19 protein-coding genes are annotated in these 21615 nt (G+C 70.9%); 14 read left to right on the plus strand and 5 right to left on the minus strand.

The features are described from left to right. The first annotated feature begins 10 nt into the window (after window positions 1-10). Together OWM54_RS34210 and OWM54_RS34215 are read left to right on the plus strand one after the other, a co-directional pair. Window positions 11-1861 (plus strand): response regulator, encoded by a 1851-nt coding sequence (locus OWM54_RS34210; protein WP_267700174.1) that lies wholly within the window; start codon window positions 11-13, stop codon window positions 1859-1861. 19 nt (window positions 1862-1880) lie between these two features. After that, a complete protein-coding gene (locus OWM54_RS34215; RefSeq protein WP_223745570.1) occupies window positions 1881-3380 on the plus strand; it encodes a DUF4388 domain-containing protein in 1500 nt (499 codons plus the stop codon). Window positions 3381-3389: 9 nt separating this feature from the next. Here the strand turns inward: OWM54_RS34215 and OWM54_RS34220 are convergent, their stop codons facing one another. After that, window positions 3390-3860 (minus strand): FBP domain-containing protein, encoded by a 471-nt coding sequence (locus tag OWM54_RS34220; RefSeq protein WP_223784020.1) that lies wholly within the window; start codon window positions 3858-3860, stop codon window positions 3390-3392. Window positions 3861-4165: 305 nt separating this feature from the next. On the opposite strand from OWM54_RS34220, the gene OWM54_RS34225 reads away from it, so the two are divergent. Then, window positions 4166-5218 (plus strand): fatty acid desaturase family protein, encoded by a 1053-nt coding sequence (locus OWM54_RS34225; RefSeq protein WP_223745572.1) that lies wholly within the window; start codon window positions 4166-4168, stop codon window positions 5216-5218. Here OWM54_RS34225 and OWM54_RS34230 read toward each other — a convergent pair. Next, entirely contained in the window at window positions 5210-5944 is a 735-nt protein-coding gene (locus OWM54_RS34230; RefSeq protein ID WP_267700175.1) for a DUF6600 domain-containing protein, read from the minus strand. The genes OWM54_RS34225 and OWM54_RS34230 overlap by 9 nt on opposite strands. A gap of 156 nt (window positions 5945-6100) precedes the next feature. Between OWM54_RS34230 and OWM54_RS34235 the strand changes: the two genes are divergently transcribed. From OWM54_RS34235 to OWM54_RS34280, 10 genes are all read left to right on the plus strand, one after another. Next, on the plus strand, window positions 6101-6784 hold the full coding sequence (locus OWM54_RS34235) for a hypothetical protein (RefSeq protein ID WP_141326946.1): 684 nt from the start codon (window positions 6101-6103) through the stop codon (window positions 6782-6784). Further along, window positions 6781-7518 carry a hypothetical protein gene (locus OWM54_RS34240; RefSeq protein WP_223745574.1) on the plus strand — a complete coding sequence of 246 codons (738 nt, stop codon included), beginning with the start codon at window positions 6781-6783 and terminating at the stop codon, window positions 7516-7518. Before OWM54_RS34235 ends, OWM54_RS34240 begins: the two co-directional genes overlap by 4 nt. Window positions 7519-7565: 47 nt before the next feature. Next, entirely contained in the window at window positions 7566-7934 is a 369-nt protein-coding gene (locus OWM54_RS34245; RefSeq protein ID WP_267700176.1) for a hypothetical protein, read from the plus strand. 110 nt (window positions 7935-8044) lie between these two features. Further along, complete coding sequence (locus OWM54_RS34250) at window positions 8045-8245, plus strand: hypothetical protein (protein WP_046715108.1); 201 nt, start codon at window positions 8045-8047, stop codon at window positions 8243-8245. A gap of 117 nt (window positions 8246-8362) precedes the next feature. Continuing rightward, window positions 8363-10894 (plus strand): sigma 54-interacting transcriptional regulator, encoded by a 2532-nt coding sequence (locus tag OWM54_RS34255; protein WP_267700177.1) that lies wholly within the window; start codon window positions 8363-8365, stop codon window positions 10892-10894. A 256-nt stretch (window positions 10895-11150) separates the two neighbouring features. Then, window positions 11151-12671 (plus strand): aldehyde dehydrogenase, encoded by a 1521-nt coding sequence (gene adh, locus OWM54_RS34260; protein WP_223784027.1) that lies wholly within the window; start codon window positions 11151-11153, stop codon window positions 12669-12671. Continuing rightward, window positions 12671-13105, plus strand: a complete 435-nt coding sequence (locus tag OWM54_RS34265; RefSeq protein ID WP_223745578.1) for a DUF779 domain-containing protein — start codon at window positions 12671-12673, stop codon at window positions 13103-13105. Before adh ends, OWM54_RS34265 begins: the two co-directional genes overlap by 1 nt. A 266-nt stretch (window positions 13106-13371) precedes the next feature. Then, window positions 13372-13728, plus strand: a complete 357-nt coding sequence (locus OWM54_RS34270; protein ID WP_223745579.1) for a hypothetical protein — start codon at window positions 13372-13374, stop codon at window positions 13726-13728. 209 nt (window positions 13729-13937) lie between these two features. Next, window positions 13938-14630, plus strand: coding sequence for an SDR family oxidoreductase (locus OWM54_RS34275; protein ID WP_267700178.1), 693 nt, complete (start codon window positions 13938-13940; stop codon window positions 14628-14630). 288 nt (window positions 14631-14918) lie between these two features. Then, window positions 14919-16853 (plus strand): invertase recombinase-like protein, encoded by a 1935-nt coding sequence (locus OWM54_RS34280; protein ID WP_420715390.1) that lies wholly within the window; start codon window positions 14919-14921, stop codon window positions 16851-16853. Window positions 16854-16899: 46 nt separating this feature from the next. On the opposite strand, the gene OWM54_RS34285 is transcribed toward OWM54_RS34280, so the two are convergent. Beyond that, the gene (locus OWM54_RS34285) at window positions 16900-17244 is read right to left on the minus strand and encodes a hypothetical protein (RefSeq protein ID WP_046715102.1); all 345 of its coding nucleotides are present in this window, start codon (window positions 17242-17244) and stop codon (window positions 16900-16902) included. A 40-nt stretch (window positions 17245-17284) separates the two neighbouring features. Between OWM54_RS34285 and OWM54_RS34290 the strand changes: the two genes are divergently transcribed. Next, on the plus strand, window positions 17285-18610 hold the full coding sequence (locus tag OWM54_RS34290) for a tetratricopeptide repeat protein (protein ID WP_223784029.1): 1326 nt from the start codon (window positions 17285-17287) through the stop codon (window positions 18608-18610). 15 nt (window positions 18611-18625) lie between these two features. On the opposite strand, the gene OWM54_RS34295 is transcribed toward OWM54_RS34290, so the two are convergent. Then, the gene (locus tag OWM54_RS34295; RefSeq protein ID WP_141326964.1) at window positions 18626-19912 is read right to left on the minus strand and encodes a M16 family metallopeptidase; all 1287 of its coding nucleotides are present in this window, start codon (window positions 19910-19912) and stop codon (window positions 18626-18628) included. Next, a complete protein-coding gene (locus tag OWM54_RS34300) occupies window positions 19909-21453 on the minus strand; it encodes a sensor histidine kinase (RefSeq protein ID WP_223745583.1) in 1545 nt (514 codons plus the stop codon). The genes OWM54_RS34295 and OWM54_RS34300 overlap by 4 nt, the downstream gene beginning before the upstream one ends. Between the last annotated feature and the right edge of the window lie 162 nt (window positions 21454-21615).

Genomic DNA, 21615 nt, shown 5'->3' on the forward strand with positions numbered 1-21615 from the left:
CAGACAGCGCGTGGCCGGTCCCATTCTCGTCGTCGACGACGACCTGTTCTTCCGCCAGCTCGCCAGCGACATGCTGGCCCGTCATGGGCACCGCGTCGTCTCCGTGGAGAACGGCACGGCCGCGCTCGAGGAAGCGGCCCGCACGCCCTTCGACCTGGTCATCACCGACGTGGTGATGCCGGGCGTGGACGGCTTCGCGCTCACCGCGCGCCTGCGCGAGAGGGACCCGGACCAGGAGGTCATCCTGGTCAGCCAGCGCACCGACATCAAGGGCTCGGAGATGGCGCTGCGCTCGGGCGCGGCGGACTGTCTGGCCAAGCCCGTGGACGAGGCGGACCTGGTGCTCGCGGTGGACCGCGCCCTGGAGCGCGCCGCCCTGCGCAAGGAGCGGGCCCAGCTGCGCGACGAGAACATGGAGTTCGCGCGCTTCCACAACCTGCACCAGCGCTGCCTGGAGCTCATCTCCCAGTCGGATCTGGAGTGGCTGCAGGAGCGCATCATCTCGGAGCTGTCGGCGGTGTGCGACGCGCAGAGCGCCGCGCTGTGGGTGCTGGATGACCGGGGTGACCTGGTGCTGCGCGCGTACCGGGGCCTGCTCGACAAGCAGTTCCTCGCCGAGCGCATGAGCCCCGAGGGGCCGCTGGCCATCCGGCTCAAGGACGCGCAGCCCTGGTTCGCGCGGGATGAGCGCTCGGCGGTGTTGTACGTGCCGCTGATGGCCACGGGGGAAATCGTGGGCCTGGCGCAGCTGTCCGACCCGCTGGCCGGGGACTTCCGTCAGGAGCACTCCCGCGACGCGCGCGTGCTGGCGGACTTCGCCGCGGTGGGCGTGAAGAACGGCCGCCGGATGATGGCGCTGCAGCGGCTGGGCCTGAGGGACCGCGAGACGGCGGCCTACAACCTCAGCTACTTCACCGACTACGCGTCCAAGGAGATCTACAAGGCCCGGCGCTACGGCCGCACCTTCTCGCTGCTGACGTTCTCCATCGACAACCTGCCGCTGGTGCGGGTGCGGCAGGGCGCGGCGGACGCGAAGAAGGCGGTGCGCGGCATCATCAAGGCGCTCAGCAAGATCATCCGCGACTCGGACGTCATCGCGAAGGCGAGCGACCAGGAGTTCTACCTGCTGCTGCCGGAGACGGACTTCTTCGGGGCCATGATGTTCGTGCGCCGCGCGGTGGCGGCGGTGCGCGAGGAGCCCGAGGTCCAGGACGTGGAGCAGCGGCTGCCCCTGGCGCTGGTGGGCGGCGCGAGCACCTTCCCCAAGGACGGGGAGGACTTCGACGAGCTGGTGCACCGCTGCCGGCGCCGCATGGACGAGCGCCGCGCGTCGCTGCAGCGGCGGCTGATGCTGGACGGGCTGCCGTTCTGGGACGAGGTGGACCTGCTGCTCGGCACGCCCAACAGCCCCAAGCTGCCGGTGGACGACCGCGCCGAGCCCAGCCGCCGGGGCAAGGTGGCGGACGTGCTCTTCGACGAGCTGCAGGCGGAAATCGCCCGCGAGCTGATGAGAGACCCGGGCTCGCGCGGCCTGCTGTACGTGGGCGGGCCGGAGATCCGCTCGGACCTGCCCATCGCCGCGGGCCTGGAGTCGGCGCCTCCTGACTTGTCCTCGCGGATCTACCTCTTGGGCCGGCGCATGGATTTGGAGTCGCACCCCGCGCTGACGCCCGTGTTCCTGGAGGGCGACGAGCGGGTGGCGCGGCACGAGTTCATCCTCTGGCTGTCGGAGAGCGCGGCGTACGCGCTCATCCAGCGGCGGGGACGCGGGGCGACGTGGGGCTTCCACACCTCGGACACCGCGGTGGTGGACGGGCTCATCTCCAAGCTGCAGGCCGAATACGACCTGCAGCCCTACTGATACGAAGCGGAGCGTCGTCGTGGCCCAGGTGCGCAAGATCCTCATCGCCGACCCCGACCTCGAGTCCGTGCGCGCGCTGTCCCGCGCGCTGCGCACCAAGGGCTACCAGGTGCACTACGCGCCGGATGGCTCGCGGGCGCTGGAGGTGGCGGTGCTGCGCCACCCGGACCTCACGCTGTTCGACGAGCACTGTCGGCTGCTGGAGGCGCGCACCTTCATCCAGATTCTTCGCACCAACCCGCGCACCGAGGACATCCCCGTCGTCCTCACCACGTCCAGCTTCGACGGCGACCGCTACCGCGGCCTGCGCGACGGCTACCTGCGAAAGCCCTTCAACCTGGACGAGGTGCTCAGCCGCATCGAGCACATCTTCCGGCGCAACGAGGCGGCCAAGGACCTCAAGGTCGAGCAGCAGGAGATCGAAGGCTCGCTCAGCCAGCTGAGCATCCCGGACCTGATGCAGCTGCTCGGCATGAACCGGCGCAGCGGCAAGCTGTCGCTGGAGCGCGGCAACGAGCGCGGGGAGATCCACGTGGTGGAGGGCCGCCCCGTCAACTCGAAGCTGGGCCGCGTGGAAGGGGAGAAGGCCCTGTTCCGCCTGCTGGCCTGGGGCGACGGCACCTTCACCTTCTCGCCGGGCGCGAACGCCGCGAAGGCGCGCATCAACCGCGCCATGGACGACGCGCTGCTGGAGGGCATGCGCCAGTCGGACGAGGTGAACCGGCTCTTGCCGGGCCTGCCTCCGCGTCACACGCGGCTGATGCTCGCGCCGGACCTGGCGCTGCAGCAGGACCAGCACCCGGTGACGGCGCAGGTGGTGGACCTGCTGCGCCAGCCCCGGGCCCTGGGCGAGGTGCTGGACCTGGCACCCGCCACGGACCTGGAAGTGCTGGGCGTGCTGTCCACGCTGATGCAGCGGGGCGTGGCGAAGCTGGCGGACGCGGCGGGCACGGACGCGAACGCGGGCGAGCTCTTGGGCGCCGCCGAGGTGCACGCGCTGCGCGGCCGCATCCTGCGCACCAAGGCGCCGGCGAAGGTGGCCACCGCCAAGATCTTCGTGTGCGGCAGCGGCGCGGCGGCGGCGCGGCGAATCATGGCGCGCGTGCCGGGGCTGGAGGCCCTGTCCGCGGAGCCCACCGCGGTGAAGAGCGGCTTCGGCACGCTGGGGCGGCTGGTGCTCAGCGAGGTGCTGCGGCTGGACTTCTGCGTGCTGCCTCCCGCCGAGGCCGCGCGGCCCCTGTGGCGGCCCTTCAGCGCGGGCGCCGTGGGCGCGCTGCTCCTGGACGTGTCCGAGCCCGCGGTGGGCCTGGCGCACTACCTGGCGTGGGAGGCGCGCATGCCCGTCGTCGTCGTCGGGCTGGACGTGCCCCAGAGCCTCCAGGGCTCTCCGGCCGGCGCGCTGAGCGTGGTGGACGACCTGGGCGAGGCGCTGCGGGCGCTGCTGGTCCAGGCCCTCAACCCGGCGCCCATGTTGCCGGGTGTGCCCCAGGTCCAGCGCGCGAGCGCCTCCGCGGGGTAGCGGGGGACGTCAGGCGGCGGGCTCGAGCTCGATGCCGAGCGCCTCGTTCGCGAAGCGGAACATCCGGGCGCGCAGCTGCTCCAGCGCCTCGAGCGCGTGCCGGCCGGCGCGGTCGGCCGCGTCCTCCAGGCGCTCCTTGCACTGGAGGTCCGCGCACAGGCTGATGCCCACCCGGCGCTTGTTGTTCACGTCGGTGGTGAGCAGGGTCACCTCGCTCGACGCGCCGGAGTGGTGGCACCACTCGCACATGCGGGTGACGTTCTCCCCGCCCATCGAGTCGCGTCGGAAGATGATGCCAATGGGCTGCCGGCTGCCGGGCGCGGAGAAGATGAGGTACACGCGCAGGCCGGACGTCTCGGTCCAGGCCAGGTAGTCGCGGACGAACAGGGGGAAGGAGAGGCCCGGCGGCATCTCCATGACGCGGAGGTCTCTGGGGCGGAAGGACTCGATGAGGTCCCGGTCGGACTCGAATCGGAACACGGCTGCTCCTTGGCGTACGTCTGGACCTAACAGGCAGCGGTTGCTGATTCTACCCGAACCCACCAGGAAGCCAGGCCCCGCTCCGGCCCCAGGCCTGGCGGGTGGCCGCCCCTCGGGCGTGCGGGGGCGCTGACACCGTGCGCGAGTCCACACCCCGGCGGGAATGAAAGAGGCACTGCGTCATGGCCCTCCGGCGAGCGCATGCGTCGCGGGCTGACTCACGCGTGACATGGCGATGAGACAAGCAGGCTCATCGACTCCGGCGTGTTCGCGCCGGCCACACCCCTGTCAGGAGCCCTTCGTCCATGGACCGCGCCGCGCCGCTCTCGAGCAAGGAGCTCATCGCAAGGACCCGTCCCTTCGCAACGCAGGACGTGGCGCGCTCGGGATGGAACGTGGTGGCCACCTATGCCGCGCTCGCGGCGGCGGTGACGCTGGCGGTGGCCGCGCCCTGGTGGCCCCTCAAGGTGGTGGGCGCGGTGCTGGAGGCGCTCGTCCTCATCCGCGCGTTCATCCTCTTCCACGACGCGATGCACGGCGCGCTCTTGCCGACGTCGAAGTGGGCGAAGGTGCTGTTCCACGTGCAGGGCATCCTGACGCTCACGCCCGCGCGCATCTGGAACGACACGCACAACCACCACCACGCGAACACGGCGCGCATCGCCGCGGACTCCGCGGGCACCTTCGTCACGTGGACCACCGAGCAGTGGCGTCAGGCCTCGGGCTGGCAGCGGCTGGGCTACCGCGTGGAGCGCCATCCGGTGACCATCCTCCTGGGCTACTTCACGGCGTTCCTCTACAGCCTGTGCCTGGTGCCCTTCGTGAAGGACCCGAAGCGCTACTGGACGTCGGGGCTGGCGCTCTTCGTCCACCTCGCGCTGTCGGTGGCCCTGTGCGTCTTCTTCGGGCCGGCGGTGTACCTGCTCGCCTTCCTGGTGCCGCTGGTGCTCGCGTACGCGCTGGGCACGTACCTGTTCTATTCGCAGCACAACTTCGACCAGGTGAACCTACTGCCGGAGTCCGACTGGACGCACGCGGACGCGGCGCTGGAGGCCTCCAGCTACCTGCGCTGCGGCAAGGTGATGGCGTGGTTCACCGGCAACATCGGCTACCACCACGTGCACCACCTCAACCCGCGCATCCCGTTCTACCGGCTGCCGGAGGCGATGGCCGCCATCCCCGAGCTGCAGGCGCCCCACGTCACCACGCTGAGCCCGCGCGACATCCTCGGCTGCCTGCGGCTGAACCTGTGGGACCCGGCGCTGGGGCGGATGGTGCGCTACCGCGACGCGTGGAGGCCGGCCATCGCGCCCGTCGCGACGCGCGAGCACGTGTCCGGCCCCCTCGCGTCAGCGTGACGCGGAGGAGCCGGTGAGCGGAGGTTGTCCCGTGGGCGGGGCGAGCGGCCCGGTGCGCGGTACGGGCTCGCCGAGCACCTGCGCGACCTCCTCGCCGGTGGGCCCCGCGTTCCACTGCCCCGTGCGCCCCATCACCCGCTCGCCCACGGGCTGTGTCTTGCTCACGAGCGTGGCCTCCTGGTCCGGCGGCACCAGGAAGCGGCTGACGTCGGGGCTCACGAAGTCGCTCGACGCCACGAAGGTCCACGGGCGCCTGACCTGCTGCCCGGGCACGGGTTGGGGCTGCCAGCCGATGTGGCCGTCCCCCCAGCGCCAGTCCACCCAGGAGGGCGCCCACTCGTCGTCGGGCCACCACACCCAGCCGTGCGCGGGCGTCACGAACCAGCGGCCGTAGTGGAAGGCCGCCCAGCCCCACTCCAAGTCGGTGTCGAACGTCCAGCCCCAGTCGCTCAGGCGCCACTGTCCGAAGCTGGCGTAGGGCACGAAGTCGCGGCCGACCTGCTCTTCGTACGGCTTCCAGACCCAGCCCACCTCGGGGAGCTCGAACCAGTCGCCGTAGGGGGACAGCAGGTCGCGGTAGATGGACACGCTGCTGCTCAGCGTGGTGGAGCTGCCCTTCACCTGCGGACCGAACTGCTCGCTCCCCGTCGCGCAGCCGACCATGGCCAGCAGCGCGCCCGCGCCGCCCGCGCGCAGCCAGCGCCAGGATGGTTTCCATGTCCGCATCGCCAGCCCCTCCCGTGGGTGGATGTCACCCCGTCTCGCGTGTGCCCTTGGGTTCAACGCGGTGAGCCTCGTGGGTGATGCCCCGGGCGCCGGACGCTGCAATGGCTCCGCCCCCTGGTTGGATTCCGGCCGGGCAGGCGGGGCAGACTGGCGGCCGTGCGCCCGAGACTCCTTGCCCTCCTGTCCGCGCTGAGCCCGTCGGTGGCCCTGGCCGGCATGCCGAACTTCCTGCTCACGGAGCTCGCCGAGCAGCGGCTGGAGGCCATCTCCTTCTTCATCGCCGTCTTCCTGCTGGTGTCCGCGGGCGTGTGGGCGCTGTGGAACCGGCTGAGGCGCGACGTGCCCAGGCTGCCGAGGCTCGGCTACGGCGCGGCGCTCGCGCTGGTGTTCCTGGTGGGGCTGGCCCTCCAGCTCGTCCTGTCGATGATTGCCGGCGGACGCGAGCTGATGACGCCGGGGGCCTGGGAGAAGACGGGCGCCACGTACCAGCTCACGCAGGCGAAGCTCCCCGCCGACACGGAGCTGGTGTCACAGGCTCGACGCCAGCGACTGGAGGAGCTGCGCACGGCGCTGTGGGCGCATGCCCAGGCGAATGGCGGCGCCTTCCCGCTGAACGACCTGGGCACGGAGCTGCCGGCCGCGCGCTGGAAGGTGCTGGGGGACTCCGGGCTGCACTTCATCTACGTGGGAGGACAGAAGGCGGACGCGCCCTCCGCGCCGCTGGCGTACGAGCCGGGCCTGTTCGGCAAGGAGCGCTGGGTGCTCTTCACGGATGGAGACATCCGACGGATGCCCATCGGTGACATCCACCGCGCGCTGGTGCTGGGAGGTTCGCCATGAAGCTCTTCAAGAAGGTCCTGATGGGGACCTTCCTCCTGACGATGGTGTTCTTCCTCTTCATCGGTCAGTCCTGGGTGCTGCAGGTGCCCTTCCTGCTCGCCTTCGGGTGGCTGGGCTTCCTCAAGAGCGTGGGCCCGTCGGTGACGTTCCGGTGGGGCGCCATCGGCGAGGCGCTGCTCGTGGCGGGGATTCTCGCGGTGGGCTCGCACCTGTTCCTGCGGTGGCTGTGGCGTCAGCTCCAGCCGGAGCGCGCGCAGGCGTGGCGCGTGCGCTGGAGCGTGTCGCTCCTGCTGCTCCTGGTGCTGTTCTTCGGCGCGACGATGGCGTCGGTGGGCATCGGCCACCACGTGGGCTGGTTGATGGCGGGACGCGAGGCCCTGGTGCGCAGCAACTGGCCGCGCTGGAGGATGGAGAGCGCGTGGAACTCGCGGGGCCTGTGCCACGCGGCGGTGGCGCGGCTGGAGGCGGGGACGCCCCTCGCGGACATTCCCAGGTATCTGCTCCAGGACCCGGAGACGCGCGCGCCCTCGGAGAACCACTACGTGGTGTCGCGCGTGGAGCCCGGCGGTGAGACCGGGTTCATGGTGTTCGCGAGAGATCCGCTGGCGCTCAAGAGCGATGGGGGCGTGCGCTGCTCGAAGTCACAGCGGCCCGATGAGATGGAGTCCCTGGATGCGGAGGCCGTCGCCCGGTGGCTCGCCGGCGCCGAGCCGGTGGTGGGCGCCACGCCCTGACGCCCGTGCTGTCGTCGTCGAACGCGGTTCAACCGAAGGAGCCGAGCATGTCCTCTCGTCGCGCGTCGTATCCGTGGGTCGTCGCCGTGTTGTTGTCCTTCGCCTTCGTCGCGGGAGCCGAACCTACCGAGGAGCAGGCCCTGGCTTGTGACGAGGAGACCGGGGCCTCGCTGCTCACGTGCGGGCGCGCCCGTTGCGGCGACGACTGGGTTTGCGCGTGGAACTGCCCCGAGGCCCTCACGGCGGTCTGCGAGAACAACTACTGCGTGTACACGTACCCGGACCCGGGCGGCGGTGGAGGCGGAGGTGGGCCCACGCCCCAGGTGTGCCCTGGCATGCGCTGCGGGGGGGACTGGAACTGCGTCTGCGAGGGGCTCCAGGGGACGTGCGCGCCGAACGGGTACTGCACCTTCTGACGCGAAGGGTTGCCAGTGAGCACTTGGCAGCCGGCGGGTCGTGACTAGCTTCCCGCGCACCATTCGACGCCGGGGCGGACGTCCCGGTGTCGTCACGATAGGAGACGACGGTGCAGAAGCTGCTTCTGGTCGCGGTGCTGGGTGCCATGACGTTCGGCGTGGGATGCCACCGCAACACGCGTGAGAGCGCGAAGAACGATGCCGAGCGCGCCGCGGAGAAGACCGAGGACGCCGCCGAGGACGCGGGCGACGCGGTCAAGGACGCCGCCGAGGAGGCGGGCGACAAGATCGAGGACGCCACCGACAACTAAGGTCGGGTGGCGGGGACCCAGGCCTTCCCGGACGCCGCACCGCGTCGGTTCGCGAGCGCGACTTCGGGAAGGTCATGGGTTGCCGACGGTGTGGGGCATGACCGAATAATCAGCCCCATGGGAACGCTCACGCTCAGCGCCTCGGCGCACCTGTGGGAGCAGTTCCTCGTCGGGGCGCTCGACGAGGACGGGGTCGCTGTTCCGGAGCCGCCCCCCATCCTCTCCCGCTGGCAGCGCTCCCGGGCGCTCGGGGCCCCGAGTACGGGGCTGCCGGACGAGGGACCCAGCGTCGGGGGACTCGCGCTCGTGGAGCGGCGGGCCCGGCTGGAGCCGGTGTGGCACGAGGTCCGGGACATGCTGGACGTGCTCGCCGCCGCGCCGCTGCCCTCGGGGCGGGTGGCGCTGCTGGCGGACCGGGAAGGCGTCATCCTCGCCACGCGCAGCTCGGGCGGAGACTTCGCGGGCCATGCGGACTACGTGCGCCTGGTGGCGGGGGCCTGCTGGGACGAGGTGTCCCGCGGAACGAACGCCATCGGCACCGCGCTGGCGGAGTCCTCGGCGGTGGCCGTGGTGGGACCGGCGCACTATGCGCAGCGCCACCATGGGCTCGTCTGCTACGCGGCGCCGGTGAGAGACCCGTTCGGCGAGGTGCTCGGCGTGCTGGACGTCACGGGCCCGGCGGGTGGCGCGGACCCGCTGGTGCTGGTGGCCGTGGCGAGCATCGCGCACTCGGCGGAGGCGCGGCTGCGCGAGGTCGCCTGGGCGCGGGTGGCGGCGGCGGCGCGCGGTGGGCTGGAGGCGCGGCTGGCTCGCGAGGATGGGCCGGTGCTGCTCGTCGAGTCACCGGGGCGGGTGCGGCGGCTCAATGGGGCGGCGCGCGCGCTGTTCGGCGTGGAGTCGTCTTCCGAGGAGGTGTCACCGGGGCGGGTGCTCGGGCTGTCGTGGCGGACGTTGAAGGACGCGGCGCTGCGCGGGCAGGTCCTGGAGGCGAGCCACCGTGACACGGGCGCGAGCTGGCGCGTGCATCCGGAGGCGGTGGGGGAGGGGGATGGGGAGTCGGCGCTCGCGGTGCTGGTGCGGCTGGAGCCCCGACTGAGGCGGGCGCAGGCGCGGACGACTCGGGCCTCCGTGGATGCCCGCTTCGAGAAGGATGTCTGGTCCGAGTTGAAGGGCAGCGACGCCGCGCATCGCGCGACGCTGCGAGAGGCGGCCCGGTTCGCGCCCACGTCGGTGCCGGTGTTGTTGCTGTCGGAGACGGGCACGGGCAAGGAGCTGCTCGCGCGCGCGGTGCATGCGGCGAGCGCGGTGGCCTCCGGGCCGTTCGTGGCGGTCAACTGTGGCGCCCTGTCCGCCGCGCTGCTGGAGAGCGAGCTGTTCGGCCATGCGCCCGGCGCCTTCACGGGGGCGCGCTCGCAAGGCGCGGAGGGGAAGCTGGCGGCGGCGGATGGCGGGACGTTGTTCCTGGATGAGCTGGCGGAGATGCCCGCGGCGCTGCAGGTGATGTTGCTGCGCGTGCTGGAGGACGGTGGGTACTCGCGCGTCGGGGAGTCGCGCGTCAGGCACTCGCGCTTCCGGCTTGTCTGCGCGACGTGTCGGGACCTGGAGGCGGCGGTGCGCTCGGGAGCGTTCCGGCAGGACCTGTACTACCGGCTCCAGGGGGCGCTCCTGCGCTTGCCTCCGCTGCGCGAGCGGGAGGACCTGCCGGAGCTGGCGCAGGTGCTGCTGCGTCAGCTCGCGAGCGAGGGAGGCCATCCTCCAAGCACGCTGTCCGCGGCGGCGCTCGCGAGGCTGTGCGCGCACCGGTGGCCGGGGAACGTGCGGGAGCTGAAGACGGTGTTGCGCCTGGCGCTGGTCCGCGCGGATGGCTCGCCCGTCATCGAGGTGTCCGCGTTGCCGCCGGAGCTGGGGCGCGCGTCCGTGCCCGTGGAGGCCGGGCCCGCATCGCGCTCAGCGCCGGGATTCGCTCCCGCGTCGCCGATGGATGTCGCGCATGGCTTCGCATCGCGCTCCGGTGCAGGGTGGGCGTCGACGTCGCCACGCCATGGCGAGTCTGACCGCACAGCGCGCTCCGAGGCGGAGCGGGCACCGAGGTTGCCCCGCCAGGACGAGCCTGGCTTCGCATCGCGCTCCGAGGAGGAGCGGGCACCGAGGTTGCCCCGCCAGGACGAGCCTGGCTTCGCATCGCGCTCCGAGGAGGAGCGGGCACCGAGGTCGCCCCGCCAGGACGAGCCTGGCTTCGCATCGCGCTCCGAGGAGGAGCGGGCACCGAGGTCGCCCCGCCAGGACGAGCCTGGCTTCGCATCGCGCTCCGAGGCGGTGCGGGCACCGATGTTGCCCCGCCAGGACGAGCCTGGCTTCGCATCGCGCACCGAGCCGGGGCGTGCTCCCGTGACGCCGATGCAGGTCGAGCCTCGGCACGCATCGCGCTCCGCGCCAGGGCGTGTGCCGGGAGCCGAGCCCTTCGCGGCTTCACGCGCCGAGCCCGCAGGCCCCACGGGGCTTCGAGAGGTGGAGGCGAACGCCATCCTCGAGGCCTTGTCGCGCAGCGGTGGGAACGTGGCGCGCGCGGCTCGGCTGCTCGGGATTGCCCGCAGCACGCTCTATCGCATGGTGGAGCGCTTCGGGCTGGTGCTGCCGCCTCGCTCCTGAGCGCCGAGGTCGCGGTCATCCACCGCACATCCTGACGCCCGACGGGCCCGTCGCTCACAGCCTCTCCAGAACATTCCAGCGAGGCGTGGGACACCCTGCGCGCGACACTGTCGCGGGATGCGCCACGTGTGTCCGCAGGGAGTGTCGCATCGCGGGACACGACGCGGCGCGACGTCGGCGGTGCGGGTGAGTGGCACGGGTGCTGCTCTGGGGCGGAGCGCTTCCACCCGCAGCCCCACCCGCAAGGAGAGCGTCCATGATCTACGCCGCCCCCAATCAGCCCGGCTCGAAGGTGAAGTTCAAGTCCCGCTACCAGAACTTCATCGGCGGTCGGTGGGTCGAGCCGAAGCGTGGCCAGTATTTCGAGAACATCACGCCCGTGACGGGCCAGGTCTTCTGTGAGGTCGCCCGCTCCACGGCGGAGGACATCGAGCTGGCGTTGGACGCCGCGCACGCGGCGCGGGTGTCCTGGGGCCGCACGTCGCCCACGGCGCGCGCCAACATCCTGCTGAAAATCGCCGACCGGATGGAGCAGAACCTGGAAATGCTCGCGGTGGCGGAGTCCTGGGACAACGGCAAGCCGGTCCGCGAGACGCTCGCCGCGGACCTGCCGCTGGCCATCGACCACTTCCGCTACTTCGCCGGCTGCATCCGCGCGCAGGAGGGCACGGTGGGCGAGCTGGACCACGACACGGTGGCCTACCACTTCCACGAGCCGTTGGGCGTGGTGGGGCAGATCATCCCCTGGAACTTCCCCATCCTGATGGCGGCGTGGAAGGTGGCGCCGGCGCTGGCGGCGGGCAACTGCGTGGTGCTCAAGCCCGCGGAGCAGACGCCCGTGGGCATCCTGGTGCTCACCGAGCTCATCCAGGACCTCCTGCCCGAGGGCGTCTTCAACGTCGTCAACGGCTTCGGCATCGAGGCGGGCAAGCCGCTGGCCAGCAGCCCCCGCGTGGCCAAGGTGGCCTTCACGGGTGAGACGACGACGGGCCGGCTCATCCTCCAGTACGCGAGCGAGAACCTCATCCCGGTGACGCTGGAGCTGGGCGGCAAGAGCCCGAACATCTTCTTCGACGACGTGATGGCGCACGACGACGACTTCCTGGACAAGGCGATGGAGGGCTTCTCCATGTTCGCGCTGAACCAGGGCGAGGTCTGCACGTGCCCGTCGCGCGCGCTGGTGGGCGAGAAGATCTACTCGCAGTTCATCGAGCGCGCGCTGGAGCGCGTGAAGAAGGTTCGTCCGGGCAACCCGCTGGACACCGACACGAAGCTGGGCGCGCAGGCGTCGAACGACCAGCTGGAGAAGATCCTCGGCTACATCGACATCGGCAAGAAGGAGGGCGCCAAGGTGCTCACCGGCGGCGAGCGCGTGAGCCTGCCCGGCGACCTCAAGGACGGCTACTACGTGGCGCCCACGGTGTTCCAGGGCCACAACAAGATGCGCGTCTTCCAGGAGGAGATCTTCGGACCGGTGGTGAGCGTCACCACGTTCAAGGACTTCGACGACGCGATGCGCATCGCCAACGACACGCTGTACGGCCTGGGCGCGGGCGTGTGGACGCGCGACACGAACACGGCCTACCGCGCGGGGCGCACCATCGAGGCGGGGCGCGTGTGGACCAACTGCTACCACCTGTACCCGGCGCACGCGGCGTTCGGCGGCTACAAGCAGTCGGGCATCGGCCGGGAGACGCACCGCAAGATGCTGGACCACTACCAGCAGACCAAGAACCTGCTCGTCAGCTACAGCCCGAAGGCGATGGGGTTCTTCTGATGAGTGACACCCGTGCCGGGCCCGGCGCGGGTGGGCAGGCGGACTCCACGGTGGCCCGGGTGGCGGTGACGCCCGAGGCCGCCGCGGTCATCCGCTCCCTGCGTGCCACGCATGGGCCGCTGATGTTCCACCAGTCCGGCGGCTGCTGCGACGGCAGCGCGCCCATGTGCTACCCGCTCAAGGAGTTCCGCATCGGTCAGCGGGACGTCTTCCTGGGAGAGGTCGAGGGCTGCCCCGTCTACATCGGCGGCGCGCAGTTCGAGCTCTGGCAGCACACCCACCTGACGCTGGACGTGGTGCCGGGGCGGGGCGCGGGCTTCAGCGTCGAGTCCCCGCTGGGCGTCCGCTTCCTCACGCGAAGCCGCGTCTTCACGGACGAGGAATACGAGCGCATGAAGCACGAGCCTCCGCCGAGGCGCGGACCTCCGGAGTGAGCACCGTGCTCCGGGCCTGATGCCGGGCCCGGAGCGTATTCACAGACATCGGGCGGCGCCGGGTCGCCCCGCACCCGACCGTAACCCGTCATGTCACAGCACGGGCAATGGCAATCATCCCCCTCGAAATAGACTCACGCGGTGTCGCGAATACACCATTTACACTGCGTGCAAGTACTTATACACAGAGCCCGCCTCCAACCCAGGAGGCAACTCACTATGAGGGGGAAGTCATGACGCTGTGCAAGACTCTGGGAGTCGTGGGAGTGGTGTCTCTGCTGGTGGTCGGCTGCGGTGGGGAGTACACGCCGGAAGAGGCTGCCCAGGACGCGCAGATGGGAGAAACGACGCAGGCCGTGGAGAGCGCGTTCATCGCGGGGGGGCAGACGCGTGACTTCTCGACCTGGCTGTTCGGTGTGACGCCGTTCTATGTGCGGAACATGTCCTCGACGCGGTCCACGCGCTTCAACGCGTACTGCGGCGGCAACAACATCTCCATCCTCCTGGCGCCGAATCAGGTCTATCCCACGAGCCTGAACTGCGCCTGGCCCGGCGCGCGTCTGTATGTCCAGAACCAGGGCCTCAGCCCGACGCTGGACCAGATCTACGTCGAGACGCACTGAATCGAGGCGCGCCCTTCCCGGGGGTGCTCGGAGAGCCTCCGCGAGGGGGCTCTCTTTTTCGTCGTTCAGCCGTGATGACCCGACACGCAGGCGCGGTCCTCCTCGTGGGCGCTCGCCCGGGGGCTGCGCTTTGCCGTGAAAGCCATGGGCCGCCATATTATGCTCATCATATGGTGGTCGAAGGGTTCTCGTCACACGGGAGTCGGGTCATGCAGATGAAGAATGCGGTTGCCCTGGTTACTGGCGCCAATCGTGGGTTGGGGCGTGCGTTCGCGCAGGCGCTGTTGGAGCGGGGGGCTCGCAAGGTGTACGCGGCGGCGCGGGAGCCTTCGAGCGTGGACATCCCGGGCGTCATCCCGGTCCGCCTGGACGTCACCCGGCCCGAACAACTGGAGGCGCTGGTCCGCGAGGCGGGCGACGTGTCGCTGCTCATCAACAACGCGGGCATCCTGAAGGGCACGAGCCTGCTGGGGCAGGACGCGCTGGCCGCCGCTCGGGCCGAGCTGGAGACGAACTACCTGGGCCCGCTGGCGACGAGCAGCGCCTTCGCGCCCGTGCTGGCGAGGAACGGCGGTGGTGCCATCCTCAACGTGCTCTCGGTGCTCAGCTGGGTGGCCTTCCCGGGGTCGGCCAGCTACAGCGCCTCGAAGGCCGCCGCGTGGGCGCTGACCAACGGGCTTCGCAAGGAGCTGGCCGCGCAGAAGACGCAGGTGGTGGCCCTGCATGTCGGGTACATGGACACGGACATGGCCCACAAGGTCACCGCGCCGAAGTCGAGCCCCGCGGACGTGGTGCGCCAGACGCTGGATGCCATCGAGGCCGGCCAGGACGAGGTGCTCGCCGACGAGGTGAGCCGCAACGTCAAGCAGGGGCTGTCCGCGGGCGTCTATCTCCAGCGTTGATGGAAGAAGGGGGCGCAGCCGCCATCGGGTCCCGCGCTCAGCGCCTTCGAGGTCCGGGCCCTGGGCGCGCGCGGGCTGGTGGGGGCTGGCGCGGACCAGGTCCAGGTTCTGTAGGGGTGGAATCGATCAGGGTGTCATCGACACCCCTCGTCGCGTCAGATTCTTTCAATCCGTGAAACAGGCGCGAGGGTCGGCCTGTGACTGGGGCGCCACCGGGGAGGGGGCGCGAAGTGTGGTACGAGGAGCCTGGATTTTTGAAACCGGAGGCTCGCTTTGACGTTGGTTCGGGTGTGTTTGACTTCGCTGCTGGTCCTGATGGTCGCCTGCGGTGATGGTGATTCGGATCCAGTGGTGGTGGTTCCTGATGCCGGGCACAACGTGCCGGACTCGGGCAACGGGACACCCGACTCAGGGGGAGGAGCGCCGGACTCGGGAGGCGACCTTCCCGACGCGGGAGGGGAGACGCCGGATGCCGGCGGTGAGCTTCCGGACGCAGGCGGCGAAATCCCCGACGCGGGCGGCGAGCTTCCGGACGCGGGGGGAGAAATCCCCGACGCGGGCGGCGAAATCCCCGACGCCGGTGGTGAGCTCCCCGACGCGGGCGTGACGCCGGATGCCGGCAACGAGCCCGCCGACGCGGGCAACGAGACGCCAGACGCGGGTGGTGAGCTTCCCGACGCGGGCAACGAGACGCCAGACGCGGGTGGTGAGCTTCCCGACGCGGGCAACGAGACGCCCGACGCGGGTGGAGACGCCGGCCCGGGCAACGAGACGCCCGATGCCGGGACGCCCGACGCCGGCAACGAGCCGTCGGACGCCGGAACGCCCGACGCGGGCGGCGAGACGCCCGACGCCGGTGGCGGCACTCCGGACGCGGGTGGCGAGCCGCCCGTGGTGAGCGTCATCGCGAACTGGGGCTTCGAGGCCTGGTCCGGCTCGCTGCCCGACGCGTGGCTCGGCAGCAAGTCGAACCTCGCCGGCAGCGACGTGCAGAAGGTGACGAGCGGCGCGTTCGAGGGCTCGAACGCGGCCCGTCTGACGAATGCCTCGTCCACGCACCGCCGCTTCACCACCGCGGCGATGACGCTGCCCGCGGGCCGCTACACCTGCACCTACCAGGTGCGTGGCACCGGTGAGGTCCGCAACGCCTTCTTCGACGACGACTACTCCAGCTACACCGGCTACACCTCCGTCGACACCGCCACGTGGCGGCAGCTGACGTACACGTTCAACCTCGCCGGCGACGTCTTCGACACCTTCGAGCTCATCTTCAGCATCCGCAACACCAGCGGTGAGCACCTGACCTTCGACGACGTGCGCTGCACGCGCGCCCCCCAGCCGTGTGACACCGTGACGTGCGAGCCCTGGGCGAAGTGCGACAACACCACCGTGACGTGCGAGCCGCTCGCGGGCCGCTGCTACGACACCGTCGACTGCGACGAGTGGCAGGCCTGCGACGCCAACAACACCTGCGTGACGGCCGAGGACCGCTGCGTCCGCCACGCCGACTGCGCCGGCACGCCCGAGACTCCCGTCTGCCAGCTCTCCACGCACCAGTGCATCCCGGGTGACCCGTGCGCGGGCGTCACCTGCACGAACCCGGCGACCACCTGCAACCCGACCTCCGGCGTGTGCGAGCTGGCCCCCGGCGCCTGCTTCACCACGTACGACTGCGTGGGCGCGCTGCCCGCGTGTGACTCGGCCACCCGGCGCTGCGTGCCCGCGGACCACGCCTCGAACATCATCCGCAACGGCGGCTTCGAGAGCTGGAACGTCTACTCCATCCCCTACCAGGGCAATCACCTCATCCCCGACTACTGGTACGGCCTGGACAACGGCATCGCGGACCCGGGCACGGAGATTCGCGCCTCGCGCCTGCAGCCCTACACGGCCGCGGTGCACGGCGGCACGACGGCGCTCCAGTTCGTCGTCCCCATCCAGGTGGCCGAGCGCTTCTCCCTGGAGAAGTTCAACGTCCCCAGCGGCAACTACTCCTGCTCGTACCGGGTGAGGGGCCACGGCACCCTGCGCCACCGCGTCTACTCGAGCGCCGGCTGGAGCCCGCAGACGGACTTCATCCTGGTGGACAGCGATGCCTGGCAGCCGGTGTTCTTCAAGTTCACCGGCAACGTGCGCGACTGGCGCCTGTTCTTCTACCCGAGCCGCAGCGAGGCCGATCGCGACCACCTCCAGGTCGACGACGTCGTCTGCACGAAGGACTAGCCCGCACTACGTAGAATCCACGATTCGCCGGACGGGGCCGCGCAGCTCAGGCGGCCTCGTCCAGTATCTCCAGCGCCTCACGGACGCCGGGCAGGGCGGAGAGCAGCTCCAGCTCGGCCGTCTGGAGGACGGAGACGCGCTTGCCGCTGACGCGCTCCATCGTCAGCTCGATGCGGTGCTCTCCCTCCGGGTTGACGCGACGGAAGATGCGCGCCCGCCGCCCCTCCGCCCGGCAGGCGAGGATGTCCTTCTGCAGGCTGCGCAGCCGCCGGAACACCTTCAGCGCCAGACGCCCCTCGGGGGTGTCGAACGTGTGGAAGTGCCGGTTGCGCGACAGCGGCTTGCTGGGGTCATGGAGCCTCTCCACGAGGCGCCGAACGAATGGGTCCATCGACGAGGGAGGATAACATCCGGTACCCTCCGGCTCAGCGATGCCCTGGAGAAAACGAAACCTGCCGTGGACGCTGGCGCTCCTCCTCCCGCTTGCCTGCAAGGAGCCCGAGGCCGCGGCCGTCCAGAACCGTGCTCAACAAGCCCAGAGCGCCCTGGGCGAGGCCCGCGTGCAGCTGGCCAGTGGACAGCCCGCCGCCGCGCTCAACGCCCTCAAGCGCGCCGCCACCGCCGCGCCCGACAGCGCCGAGCCCTTCCTGCTGATGGCCGAAGCCCACCGCATGAACAACAACATGGGCGCGGCCATCATGTCCCTCAAGCAGGCCGAGGCCCTCATCCCCGGCACGGACCCGTCCATCCAGAAGCAGCTCTCCGAGCTGTACCGGAGCAACGGCAACACCCAGGAGGCCCTGGCCATCCTCGTGACGCTGCGAGACTCGGGCCTCCTCCAGGAGCAGGACATCCTGGACCTGGCGCGCTTCCAGGCCCGCGAGGGGCAGATCGACGAGGCCTTCACCACGCTGAACAGCGTGCTGCGCGACAGCCCGGACGACCCGGAGGCCAAGGCGGTGGAGGCGGAGGTCCTCCTCATGAAGGGCGACGAGCTGCTCGCCGCCAACCTCATGGACCGGCTGCTCCAGCAGAACCCCTCGCACACCGCCGCGCGCCTGCTTCGCGCCCGCTACTTCCTGGTCAGCGGCGTGCCGCAGATGGCGGAGGCCGACCTGCAGGCCGTGGAGGGCAAGGACGCCCAGCGCGCGGACGTCGTCACCCTGAGGGCCCGCGCGCTGCTCGCGCAAGGGCGCGCCAAGGACGCCGAGGCCGCGCTCAAGGCGCTGGTCGACGCCGAACCGCAGAACGCCGAGGCCCTGGCGTGGATGGCGGAGACGGTGCTCGCGCAGGGCCGCCGCGCGGACGCGCTGGCGCTGGTGGACCGCGCGCTCACGTTCCGCCCCCGGCTGGCCCGGGGCCTCTACGTGCGAGGCCGCGCGCAGGAGGAGGCCAAGGACATGAAGGGCGCGGAGGAGAGCTACCGCTTCGCCCTCAGCGCCGAGCCGCGCTTCGCGCCCGTGCACTCCCGGCTGTGGCGGCTGTACCTCCAGACGGACCGCAAGGTGGACGCGTTCTCGTCGCTGGAGCGCATGCTCAACCTGGGCGAGGCCTCCCTGGAGGAGAAGGTCGCCCTGGCCCGGCTCTCCGCCCAGCTCCAGACGCAGATGCCCCGGGCCATGAAGCTCATCGACGAGGCGCTCCAGAAGGAGCCCGACAACGCCGAGTACCAGGAGGTGAAGAAGTCCCTGGTCTCGATGGCGCCGAAGCCGAAGAAGAAGCCCTCCGGCCCCGTCATCATCCGCGGCGGCCGCTGACGGCGGCGCCGGGGCTCAGGGGAGTCCCGGGGCCTCGGCCACCACGCGCTCCAGCGCCTTGAGTCCCTTGCGCTGGCCCACCGCCACCACCGTCAGGTTGTCGCGGCGGAAGTAGCGCTGGGCCACCTCGCGCACCTTCGCGGCGGACTGCGAGTCCACCAGGTCCGCGCGGTGGTCGAAGGTCTCCGGCGTGCGGAACAGCTCCGTGCCGCCGAACCACCCGGCCAGCTCCCCCGGCGAGTCCTGGGAGAACTCCAGCAGCATCCGGTGGCGGCGCTTGGCGCGGCTCAGCTCCTCCTCGCCAATCTCCGTGTCGCACAGCTGGGCAATCACCCGCAGGGACTCCTCCACCACCTGCGAGGCCTTCTCCGGGGCGCTCGCCGCCTCCACCTCGAACAGGCCCGCGTCGTGGTAGCCGTCCAGCGAGGCGTGGACCGAGTACGCCAGGCCCCGCTTCTCCACGATTTCGAACGGCAGCCGCGAGGACAGGCCGTCATCCAGCACGCGGCGGAGAATCTGCAGCGCGGGGTAGTCCTCGTGCTGCTCCGGCACGGCGCGGAAGTTGAGGCGGAACTCCGTCTGCGACTCGTCGTGGGTGACGAAGTGGAGCAGCGGCCCGGGCGCGCCGCGGGGCGGCGGCGTCTCGGAGCTGGCGGGGCCTCGCGGCAGGTGGGCGAAGGCGCGCTCGGCCAGCTCCAGCACCTCTTCGCGGCGCACGCGGCCCGCGGCCGTGACGACCAGGTTGCCGGTGACGTAGTGCTGGGCGAAGTGCTCCAGCACCTGCGCGTGCTTCAGCGCGGAGACGGAGTCGCGCGTGCCGGCGATCTTCTGCGCCAGCGGGTGCTGGGGGAAGAGCAGGTGCTTGGACAGGTTGTCCAGGTCGATGTCCCGGCCCTTCTCGTCCACCTCGTCGAGCATCTCCTCGAGGATGATCTGCCGCTCCACCTCCATGTCCGTGAGGCGGGGGCGGGTGAGCATGTCGCCCAGGATGTCCATGCCCACGCGCAGGTGCGCCGGGTGCAGGGGCGTGTAGTAGTAGCCGTGATCCCGGGTGGTGACGCCGTTGAGGTTGCCGCCGACCTCCTCCACGGCCGCGTTCATCCGCACCGTGTCCGGCCAGCTCTCGCTGCCCCGGAAGAACAGGTGTTCCAGGTAGTGGCTGACGCCGTTGTTGGCGGGCGTCTCGTGCCGGCTGCCGGTGCGGACGTAGATGGCGAGCAGGGCGGTGTGGAGGTGGGGCGTCTCGACGGTGACGACGCGCAGCCCGGAGGGCAGCACGTCCCGATACGGTGTGAAGCTCATGCGCGAGGAAGCCTTAACACGAAGGCCGTCCCCTGGCCGGGAATACTCTGGCAGGAGAGCGAGCCCCCGTGGGCCTGGAGGATTTGCTGACTCACCGCGAGCCCCAGGCCGGTGCCGCCCTCCTTGGTGGTGAAGAACGGCTCGAACAGGTGCTGTCGCACCTCCTCCGTCATCCCCTGGCCGGTGTCCTTGACGGTCACCTCCACGTCCTGCTCCACGGGGCGGGTGGCGATGGTGAGCTGGCCGCCGTGGGGCATCGCCTCGCGGCTGTTGCGCAAGAGGTTGAGGAACACCTGGCGCAGCTGCCCCTCGTCGGCGAGCACCGGGGGCGTGGTGGGGGCGAACTCGCGCACCACCTCCACCCCCGCGCGCGTCAGCTCCTCGCGGGAGAAGTCCAGCACGCCGTCCAGCACCGCCGTCACGTCGCGCGGGTCCAGGTCCGGCCGCTGGGGGCGGGCCATGCGCAGGTAGTGCTCGGTGACGTCCGCCAGCCGGTCCACTTCCCGCGTGACGGCGGAGAGCAGATCTCTCACCTCGCCGGACTCGTCGGGGGTGGGGAAGGTGGCGCGCTCCACCGCGTCCCCCAAGAGCTCCACGTTGAGGCCGATGGAGGACAGGGGGTTGCGCACCTCGTGGACGATCTGCGCGGAGACGCGGCCCACGGCGGCGAGCTGCTCGGCGCGCATCAGGGCCTCCGCCTGCGCCTTGATCTGCGCCTCGCGGGCCTGGAGTGAGCGGGCCATCTGGTCGAACTCGCGCGCGAGCACGGCCACCTCGTCGTGTCCGCGCACGCCCAGCTGCGCGCTGTAGTCGCCCTTGCCGATGCGCGAGACGCCCTCGATGAGCGTGCGCACGGGGCGCAGCGTGCGGGCCGACCACGCCGTGGCGCCCAGGCCCAGGAGGATGGCGGCCACCGAGAGGCTGATGATGGCGATGCCCGTCTGGCGCTCGCGCTCCTCGGCGCCGTCCACGCGCTCGCGGATGCGGTTGGACAACGACAGGCGCAAGAGCCGCAGCTCGCGGCCGATGGCGTCCTCCATGGTGAGCACGTCCGCGGTGGCGCGGTCCACCGCGGCCTTGTCCGGCGCCTGGGTGCTGAACGCGTCGAACACGCTCTCCGCCGCGCGGCCATACTCCTGGTAGCGCGAGTCCAGCTCCGCGAGCCGGGCCTCCAGTTCACCGATGAAGGGAATCTCGCTCTCGGGAGCCATCTCCCGAAGCTGCGTGGCGCGCTCGCGCGTGGCGGCCAGGCGCTGGGAGATGAAGGCCGTGGGCACGTAGACGCGGGCCAGGCGGATGATGGCGCGGCGGATCTCCGCGCTGTCCTCCTCCAGCATGCGCGCGGTGTGGCGCTGCTGGTTGGCGTGGTTCATCTCCATCTCCGCCGCGTCCTGGGAGAGCTGGAGGTAGCCCTGGCTCACCAGCCGTATCTCCAGCCGGTTGCGGTGCAGCTCGGCCACGCTGAACAGCGACACCAGGCCGAAGGTGACGAGCACCACCGCGTAGCCCAGGAAGATGCGGGTGGCGAGGGAGAGCTTCATGCGCGCGTGGACCGTGCACGGGTCCTGGCGCCATCGCTACGCAACCCGGACCCCGGGCGCAAGCAAAGCCGTCCTCCCGCTCGCCCTCCCGTGGGGCGGGCCGCCATCCAGACCTCCGGAGTCATGGCGCGAAAGGATAGCCCGGCCCCGGGGTGGGTGGGG

It is taken from the genome of Myxococcus sp. MISCRS1 (assembly GCF_026626605.1).
GTDB classification, from domain to species: Bacteria; Myxococcota; Myxococcia; order Myxococcales; family Myxococcaceae; genus Myxococcus; species Myxococcus fulvus.